Origin of the sequence: Acetobacter nitrogenifigens DSM 23921 = NBRC 105050, from assembly GCF_000429165.1 — a bacterium.
In the GTDB taxonomy this organism is placed as follows: Bacteria; Pseudomonadota; Alphaproteobacteria; order Acetobacterales; family Acetobacteraceae; genus Acetobacter; species Acetobacter nitrogenifigens.
In genome coordinates this window covers 1-9,010 of record NZ_AUBI01000038.1, presented here as the reverse complement: position 1 = coordinate 9,010, position 9,010 = coordinate 1, and the positions used below count along the sequence as shown (strand labels likewise).

Sequence of the window (9,010 nt, the reverse complement as noted above, 5' to 3'; positions counted from 1 at the left end):
TCCGCCGTTGGGCGGAACTCCGCATCCTTCACATGGAACATTTTTATTCTTTCGCGCCACTTATCGATAAACGCCAGATAGTCGAGCTGCTGAAGGACAAAATGGCTGGGGTCAAACAGGATATTGCAACGGCGATGATTGTTGACCTCTTTGAGGAACCTTTCGAAAGACGCTCCGTCATGTAGATCCTCTCCCGGATGCAGTTCGAAGCACAGATCAACCCCAGCCTCGTCAAACTGATCCAAAACAGGCCTCCAGCGCTTACCAAGTTCGCTGAACGCCGCCTCGATCAAACCCGGCGGTCGCTGAGGCCACGGATACAGATACGGCCATGCCAGTGCGCCGGAAAACGTCGCATGCGCCGTCAGCCCCAGACGACGGGACGCCTGAGCGGCGAGCTTTAGCTGGCCGGCCGCCCATTGCTGCGTCGCGACTCGATCTCCTTGCACTGCGTCAGGGGCGAAGGGCGCAAACAGTTCGTCATAAGCGGGGTGGACTGCCAGCAACTGTCCCTGAATGTGCGTGGAGAGTTCCGTAATTTCGATCCCGGCCTCATCCAGAACGCCGCGGACCCGACTGCAATATTCGTCGCTGTCCGCCGCCGCCTGCAAATCGAAAATCGATGGCGCACTGGTCGGGATCTGGATGCCCTTGTATCCCTGTTCCGCCGCCCATCCAGCCAGACCTTCAAGGCTATTGAACGGCGCGGAATCCCCAATGAACTGGGCAAGAAAAATGGCCGGGCCCTTGATGGTCCGCATCGTCACGTCCTTCCCCCACAATAACTCTGAAACCACTCCGCGCTTGCTCTGGCGGCTGAGAACGGATCCTCCGCCACCCAGTCGACCTCGGAAATCAACCAGACCGGTTTGTCAGTCTGCAGAGCGAGAGGAGATTTTTTTAACGGCAACATCTCTTTTCCAGATGCCGCCCATAATCGTTGCGTCACATCCACGCTACAGGGAGCGGCGGACGCCCGCAATGCTTCAAGAAGAGACATATTGATATCCATGACATGAACGGCGTCGATACGATTCACGTAAAGCTGCGGAACACTTGGACTATCCACACATCATATATCAGGCAACCGGAAATGAACCCTAAACCCATGACGTCTCGGAAGATGGTATCCAAAACGTAACATGTCTCGTTTTTCAGTCTGATCCACGTTTCCACACGCGGATAAAGCCTCGTGCTGACGCAGGCTGCGGCGTGGACGACTGGATCCACCAGAAGAGAGAGGCGCGCGAGCAGTTACCGGGTCCTGCCAACCGTCCGGCGTCGCAAATCGCACGAGCGGACTTACTGCCGAAATCCCCGACAAGCCCGAAGCCTGACTATGTCTGGAGAATAGAAGAGACAGTAAAATTATTCTGATCGCGTTTTTTCAACCGCAGCAGTCAATGCTGACCGACGGAAACGGTTGCGCCCTGATGAGCGCACGCAAAACGTTCAATCAAAATGATCAAGGTTTCAACACGCGATTTCAGAAGAAAAATTTTACCCCAGAATGCGATGCCGACAAATTTCCGGAAAGCACCAGCGCGCCCTTCATCTACGTCTACGGCCTGCTGGCTGCCAAAACACGTTGCAGAATCACATTGAGGCGCACCGTATAGGATTTTTCGCTGTTTTCGTCCTCGAGCGCACGCAACGCGCCCACGCGCACCGCGCCCCAGAACTCTTCGTCCGCATACAAGGACGCTACGCGCAAGGCAAACCGGGACGGATCATCGACAGGACCAGAAACGATTTCAAGACCGTCGCGCCAGCCGAGTTGACGGCCGAGAAGGTCGGACGCGACAACGGGAAGGCCGTACGAAGCCGCCTCATGCACCTTATAGGGCACGCCACCCGCAAAGCGCGTAGGCGCGACGAACACCCTGTGGGAAGCGTAAAGCAGCGCGACATCATCGACCGCTCCGAGCAATTCGACGCCAGGAAACGCGCCAAGCGAGCTCAGGTCGACGCCCGTCCCCAAGTATCCCGCAACAGTGAGGTGTATGTCAGCCCCTGATGCTTCGCGCACCAGCGGCAGCACATGCTGGATAAACCAGACAAGGCTATCGTGATTCGGCGACCCTGCTTCGTGTATCGCCCCGACGAACAATAAATCACGCCGTTCCGCCCACTTCGCGGGTGTAGGGCGGACCGGCTGCATGTGCCCCAGCTCCATGACATTGGCGTATCCCGCCTGCCTGATCGCGTCGGCGTCCAGCGCGCTGGTGGCGACGACAGCCTGGCACAACCATGCGTACGCCAGTTCAGCCGATACAGCGTCCGCCACCGATGACGATTGGGTCTCGCCTGCCAGTTGCGCGCGAAGAGCGGTTCTCGGCGCGTCAAGCGCCTCCGTATCCAGCACAATTCCGTTCATGGGCAGGCCGGCCGCATGCGCCAGCAGAGTCGGCGCCAGACGCTCGAGATTGTGGGTACGGCCAATCCAGACACAATCGTAAACGCCACTCCGCTCGGTCAGGAGCCTGTCAAAGTCTTTCAGCTCCAGGTCGTGAAGAACCTCAACATCGGGCGGAAAATCAGCGCGAATTTTGGAAAGTGGTTCAGTGACTGAGTAAATCGGAGCCACAGTCACCTGATGACCGAGGCGGCTCATCGCGCGCACGATATCATTCGAACGCACGAAGCCAGAGCCAAGTCCGCGACACGGCACTTTGTCCTCGACAAATAGAATACGCTTGCGCGGCGACGCCCCCAAACGCGCCCTGGCGCGAAGAGACGGCGCGGGCGGCGGTAAAGTCAGAAAACACTCCGCATGGCGGCTTCGCAGGGTGGCGCGATCCGACGCTTCCAACGTGGCGGCTTCTGACGCAACGATGTCCACCGAGGCGAGCATCTCAGGTTCGTAAAGTGTGACGGCGTCAAGCGCCGCCGCCCGCAACCCGAGGTCGACGATTGCCGCCGCCGGAGAGTCATACGTCCTGTCGAAACCATTCAGCACGCCAAGCAGCGCCCGATCGACCATCAGGCAGGGCGTCGAACCGCAGGAAACTTCCCGCGAAAAACACGCCTCTGGCGTTTCAGGCGCAGCGCCCTCCAGATAACGCTCAAGCGAACCATCACGCCAGAGGATGGCCCCGGCCTCCAGCAACCGGCCATCCGGCCGAACGGTGCGCCCGGTGACAAGACCGACTCGTTTTCGTCCAGATCCTCCGACCGCATCGAAATGGCTCAGCGCCGCCTGCACGGCCCCATGCCCCATCTGGACGCCCTGCCCCAACCAGAGCGCCACCTGCGCCGTCAGGTGCGGCAACGCCGACGCCATGGCGTCGGCATGGGTGGCGTCACTCTCCAGCCTGATGACCCTGGCGCCGATTATGAATCGCTCTATACGCGCCGTGTCGTCCCGGGAGCCTGCGTCGACAATCACCAGTTCGGTAGACGCATGAAACGTGCAACGTAACGCGGAGAGTGCCGCCAGCGTCTGGGGAAACCTGTTGCGCACGTGCATGACGACGCTCAACTGAGGTGTCCCGCTGAAAGAAAAATCGAGAGGGCGTCGCGCAAGAAGCGCGATCAGCGCCTCGGCGCGACGCGCAGCGAGACGTTGATACTCGCTCTGATCGAGCGGAGGCAGGGACTGGGCCTGAGTCTCGCGGCGCGCAATCCAGTGGGCGAACGCGTCCCGAAAAAGACCTCGCTCGATGTCCTCGCGCACCGACCCCGAGTGGAAATACGCCTCGAGATCGATGTCCGGATGCGGGCGCCGCCGCTCAAGGCAGCCAAAACGAACGAAATGCTCATAACCCGACCTAAAATTTCTGGCCGCGACGGCTTCGCCGATATCCGGGTAAAGATCGAGATAGAAACTTTCGGAAAACCACTGGAGCGCCGAAAACTGACCGGGCGTGCGGTTAGTCAGAAAATGCTGCAGCGCGCTTTGAAACAAGCCGTCCCGCAAGGCCTTTCTGACTGAGGGATACGTCTCAAGATACCATGGGGCGTCGAAATACCACGACGTGCGACGAACATCGGCCTCATGAGGAGCAGCCAGCAATGTGGCGAAGGCGCCTGTTTCGGGAATGGACGACGCCGGATGCGGCTCGTTGTCGGGCAGCGGCGACGGCGCGAGAAGAGAGTCGTTGTAAAAGAGCTGCGGGTCAAAGAAGGGGCTGCCAGACCGAAACTCCCGGTCGCCCGTTCGCAAGTAATGATCGTAGCCGTTGAGCGCCCCCGAACGATCAAGGGTCGCGCGAGTCAGATCCGGGTAGCGGGACAGATACCAGGGCTCCGAAAACAGCCCGTTCGGCGACCGGTCTTCGTGACCGTATTGCGAGTAATGGTCAAAGCCTGAGACAAAGCCATTCTGGCGAATGGCCTCTTCAATGTCAGGATAGGCGCCGCGGTACCACTGCTCATCGAAATACTTGTTGGGCGATAGCCCACGCGCGGCGCCTTCGTTCCGATAATGGGCCTCCAGCGCCGCGTTGTCGGCGGCGGCCAGTTCTCCAAGTTCAAAAGCGTAGCGGGCGCGGTACCAGTCGGCGTCAAAACTGGACCAAACTGGCGTCTTCAAGGACTCCGGCGGCACTTTATCTCACCTTGCCTGAAAGTCGGCCTTGGCGATGCGTCGACTTGCAGGGTCAAACACGTGCCCCGAGTGAACATCGCCGCAGTCAACGCGGTCACGCCTGACGCTGCTAGCGGGCGTTACGATTGGGCGCGACGGGCCCGCCACAGCGCCACAAAATCGATCTGCTGTAAAATGACGGGCAGGAACCCGGCTTCACGGGTGAGATCGGCAAGGTAGTTGCGGGCGGCGGGAAACAACATTCTCGGCGCCTCCACCAGCAGCAGCGGCTCAAAGGTCTCGGCGGTGGAGTTTCTCAACGAAAACAGTCCGGCGTAGACGATTCTGGCGTTGAACAGCGCGAGAGGCTGTTGCCCTTCCGCAGGCGACTCCCCCACCCCTTCGCAGCGCAGCACCAGTTCGACTTCGAAGTCAGGAGAGTTCTCTCCGATCTGCTTGGCGCCGACGTCCAACTGCAACGTCGTATGCGGACGCTGGGGCGGCCGGGTGTGGATCAGTGGGGCGTTATGGACGTCGAACGTGACGGAACGGACATACTGCACACCCATAAGAATGGACGGACCAGTCTGCTGCTGGACGCTGCCCGCGACCGACTCCATCGTGTTAGCATCGACCATATTGAAGAACGCGCTCCATTTCGATGTATACCCTACAAAGGGTTCCGTAGCAGACATCGCGCGTATGAGCGAGTGCGGCGGTCAGCGAAGGCCGCTTTCAGACGAAACGTCCATGCAACACCCCGAGAGCCGGCATCGGTTTCCACCCCTTTGGCAACTCGGCGCGGTGAATCGGCGCGATATGATAGGTCGGCGCCGGGTCCAAAGATTGCTCGAGAAAATGAGCGTAGGCGCGGACCTGGTCACGCCGCCAGGCGCAGTCCGTCAGGGCGGCTTCGCGTGTCGGATAGATATTCGCCACTTTTCGCGTGCGCCCGATCAGGGCGACGACGGCCCACATTCCATCCCGCGTATTTTCGCCCCGTTTCCTGCCCGGCAAATCGAATGGCAGAACGGTAGTCATCGGTCAGGACGATCCTTTCCAACCCGGGAGAACGCGCCTGCTGGCGGCGTTCCGTCACGACACCATGCACGGCGACCCGATGCAAGATTTCCCCGTCCAATTGACAGAACGCGGCCGATGGCCGAGCCATCCATCAGCGCTTTCCTTGCTCCGGGCGCGGCGTGACGTTAGGAATCGACCATGATCCGCCTTATCCTCATCATACCGTTTCTGCTCGCGCTGATCCTCTTCGCCGCGAGTAATCAGGACTCCCTCCAGATGTGGCTCCTGACATACGGGTGGTCTTCATCTGTCGGGATCGTGGCGTTGATCGTCGCCGCCATATCGTTTTTGCTGGGCGCGTTCTCCGTATGGGTCGTGGAACTGGCCCAGCGGCGGCGCGCACGGAAAGCGGAAGCACAAATTCGTGAGCTGAACGTAACGCTGACGCAACGCGACGCCGAACTGGCGCAGCTTCGCCGGGACGCGGTCATGGTTCCGCCGATTTCCGAGACGCCCCACACCAGCCTGCCGCCGCAGTCGCTCTGAAAGCGAAACCCAGATGACCGATCGACAGACCGGGCTGATCGCCGCCCTGGATACGCGTGACCCGACGCAGGCAGAGCGCTGGGCGCATGCGGTGACACCCCACGCCTCGGTCATAAAACTTGGACTCGAATTCGCCTATGCGGCGGGTTTCGGCGCGGTCGCACGACTTGCCGCAGGACGGGCGCTCTTTCTCGACCTAAAGCTGCATGACATTCCCAATACCGTCGGCGCAGCCGTCGGCAGTCTGGCGAGTCTGAAACCGGCCATGCTGACGATTCACGCAAGCGGCGGAAGCGCCATGGTCGCCGCCGCCAGCGCGGCGCGGAATGACGCATTCGCCACAACGGCGCGGCCGCTACTGCTTGCGGTTACGGTCCTGACCAGTCTGGACGATGCAGCACTTGCAGAAACCGGGGTTGCGGGCGGCGCGAGAGCGCAGGTGCTGCGGTTGGCCGAACTCGCGCTGCGCAACGGGGCGGACGGCCTCGTCTGCTCAGCTCGTGAACTGGAAGCCCTGCGTCGCGAATTCGGCGAGTCTCCTGTATTGGTAACGCCCGGCATCCGCCCCGCAGGCGCTGCGGCGGGCGATCAGAAACGCGTCATGACGCCGGGAGAGGCTCGCAGGGCCGGCGCCGACTGGATCGTGGTCGGCCGCCCCATCACTGGCGCAGATGACCCCGCCGCCGCCGCCGCCGCCATAGCGGCAGAGCTGACGTCGTGAGCGGCGCAGTCGGCGTCAAGATTTGCGGGTTGACCGAAGAGGTCGGGGTCGCCGCCTGCATAGACTGTCGCGCCGACTGGATCGGTTTCAACTTCTTCAGCCGGTCCCCACGTTACGTGACGCCCGAGCGTGCGCGAGAACTGGCCGCCATCGTAAAAGCCGCCGCGTTTCAGCCCGTCATTGTCGGATTATTCGTCGAACCGTCCGAGCAGGAAATAGAGCGGGCGCTTGCACATGCTCCCGTCGTCGTCATGCAGCTTTACGCCTCGCCCGAGCGGGCGCTCGTCCTGCGGGAGCGGTTTGGCCTGCCGACTTGGCTGTCTTGCCCGGTTTCGGACGCCGCCGACCTGCCAGCCGAGGGACGATTCGAGCGGCTTGTCGTCGAATCCCGCCCTCCGAAAGACGCGACGCGCCCCGGCGGCAATGGCGTCGCGTTCCCGTGGGCGATTACAGCCGACTGGGCCGCGCCATCGCCCTGGATGCTGGCTGGCGGCCTGCGGCCGGACACTGTCGCCCAGGCTATCGCTGAAAGCGGCGCGGTCGCAGTGGACGTCGCCTCCGGCGTCGAGCGCTCTCCGGGCGTCAAGGATCCTCATGCGATCCGGCGCTTCATTGCGGCCGCGCGCGACAAGAATGCGACCGAAAGCGCTTTCCCTCTTGAGTCTCGTGGAGATGCTGCTATCTAGCCTTGCCGACGCCGGAGAGATGGCCGAGCGGCTTAAGGCGCACGCTTGGAAAGCGTGTGTGCGTTAATAGCGTACCGTGGGTTCGAATCCCACTCTCTCCGCCACAGAGCGAATTTCCTTTTAAATCAAAGCAGTTAGCCTAGCCTGTAGTTACAGCGCTGTGCCGTGTGGTTACATGTGCGGCGTTACATCGCCAAGGCGGGGGCAGACGATTGCTGAACATCTTCAGGCGCGGCCATAGCTGGGCAGTCCGCTTCCATATTCCACGTGAACGGCGGGAAGACGTGGGCAAGGCATACGGAGCCGCCACAGGCCACAAAGCCGAAATCGTGAAGGCTCTGGGCACCTCGGATCGTGCTGAAGCGATAGCCCGCCGTCCGAAGGCGCTTGAGGCGATCAGGCAGGAGGTCGATGCGAAACTGGTGGCGGCTGCCGACCGTGAGACGACTCGCGTGGGGCATGTCAGACAAAACGAACTCCACCCCGGCCTTCTCAAGCCGGAGCAGGAAGTGAGCGTCACGACTCAGGCGGTCGAGCTTGGCGATCAGCAACTGTCGCTCCGGTCAGACGGCAACGCTCCATCGCCTCCATGAGCTTCGGACGGTCATTCTTCTTGCCGCTTTCTATCTCGGTGAACGTCGCAAGCACCTTCACGTTCTTTCCTGAAGAAGCGGCTACACGCGTTCTTGCGCCTGCTACAGACATTGCTCCACTGGGCTGCACTATATAGAAGAGATTGCCCAGAGCGATAGCGAAGGAGTGATTTATCTGCGCGCTCCTCTGGCTGACAACCATCACGATAAAGATAATTACATGGCTGTTTACTCGTGGGATGAGGCGGGTCGCCATATTGAAAGAGACGGCTGGCGCTTCCGAAATCCGGGGCGTAGGGGGGAGGTTTAGAGCCGGGGAACCTGACCGTGAAACGTCACAGGACCGATCCGACGCAATTTGACTGGCAAGCGAGCAAGTCGGCCTAATTGTCAGGCCCAGCGTAGACAAAAGAGCCTCACATCCATCGTCGTTTTTCTTACGGAACGCTAACAGGCATCTTATCACTGCCAATTTGAACTTCCCGGGTCCTAGCCAGCTCCTGAATTCAGCTGTTGCTCCAACTCATTCGCTGCGTCACCTTTTGAGAAAGCGTAGGCTTAGGGCCTGTTAGGTCTTGAAAGACGGAGCGCACTGCATAGCTCTTTGTCATGAGCATGATACAGTCTGTATTTTCCGATGATGCATGGTCGATCTGGGAACCTCTGATCGAGACGGTTCGTCCGAAAGGCAAAACCCCGCCTCGCGATCTGCGACGGACCATGTCAGCGATTTTCTGGCGCCATCAGAACGGCGCGAAATGGCGCTCCATTCCTGCTGAACTCGGCCCCTGGTGGACGGCAGCCCAACTCTTCATCCGCTGGGCAAAGCTCGGCGTCTGGCAGGCTCTGTTTGAACAGGCGAAGGGTCAGGATTCGGCTTTAGGTCTGGTCTTCCTCGACGGCACAAACATTC

Annotated in this window: 9 protein-coding genes and 1 tRNA gene; 6 read left to right on the top strand and 4 right to left on the bottom strand. The window is 60.5% G+C overall.

The annotated features are described in order from the left end of the window. The 4 genes from G442_RS0118565 to G442_RS0118550 form a co-directional block, all read right to left on the bottom strand. On the bottom strand, positions 1-761 hold a 761-nt coding region (locus tag G442_RS0118565; protein ID WP_026399162.1), incomplete at its 3' end, for a sugar phosphate isomerase/epimerase family protein. Positions 762-1,561: 800 nt separating this feature from the next. After that, positions 1,562-4,534: a glycosyltransferase gene (locus tag G442_RS0118560; RefSeq protein ID WP_246789544.1), complete on the bottom strand. Its 2,973-nt coding sequence runs from the start codon at positions 4,532-4,534 to the stop codon at positions 1,562-1,564. Positions 4,535-4,668: 134 nt separating this feature from the next. Continuing rightward, positions 4,669-5,166: a protein-export chaperone SecB gene (locus G442_RS0118555; protein WP_026399160.1), complete on the bottom strand. Its 498-nt coding sequence runs from the start codon at positions 5,164-5,166 to the stop codon at positions 4,669-4,671. A 97-nt stretch (positions 5,167-5,263) separates the two neighbouring features. Continuing rightward, positions 5,264-5,569 carry a hypothetical protein gene (locus tag G442_RS0118550; RefSeq protein ID WP_026399159.1) on the bottom strand — a complete coding sequence of 102 codons (306 nt, stop codon included), beginning with the start codon at positions 5,567-5,569 and terminating at the stop codon, positions 5,264-5,266. Between the two features lie 180 nt (positions 5,570-5,749). Between G442_RS0118550 and G442_RS0118545 the strand changes: the two genes are divergently transcribed. The 6 genes from G442_RS0118545 to G442_RS0118520 all read left to right on the top strand — a co-directional run. Then, entirely contained in the window at positions 5,750-6,097 is a 348-nt protein-coding gene (locus tag G442_RS0118545) for a lipopolysaccharide assembly protein LapA domain-containing protein (RefSeq protein WP_026399158.1), read from the top strand. A gap of 13 nt (positions 6,098-6,110) precedes the next feature. Further along, the gene (pyrF, locus tag G442_RS0118540) at positions 6,111-6,818 is read left to right on the top strand and encodes an orotidine-5'-phosphate decarboxylase (RefSeq protein WP_026399157.1); all 708 of its coding nucleotides are present in this window, start codon (positions 6,111-6,113) and stop codon (positions 6,816-6,818) included. Beyond that, complete coding sequence (locus G442_RS23420; protein ID WP_051292548.1) at positions 6,815-7,504, top strand: phosphoribosylanthranilate isomerase; 690 nt, start codon at positions 6,815-6,817, stop codon at positions 7,502-7,504. Before pyrF ends, G442_RS23420 begins: the two co-directional genes overlap by 4 nt. 13 nt (positions 7,505-7,517) lie before the next feature. After that, positions 7,518-7,608: transfer RNA gene (locus G442_RS0118530), tRNA-Ser, on the top strand. A 108-nt stretch (positions 7,609-7,716) separates the two neighbouring features. Next, positions 7,717-8,097: a DUF6538 domain-containing protein gene (locus G442_RS25435; RefSeq protein WP_026399156.1), complete on the top strand. Its 381-nt coding sequence runs from the start codon at positions 7,717-7,719 to the stop codon at positions 8,095-8,097. Positions 8,098-8,712: 615 nt separating this feature from the next. After that, positions 8,713-9,010 (top strand): transposase (locus tag G442_RS0118520; RefSeq protein WP_246789545.1); only part of this gene is annotated, 298 nt, incomplete at its 3' end.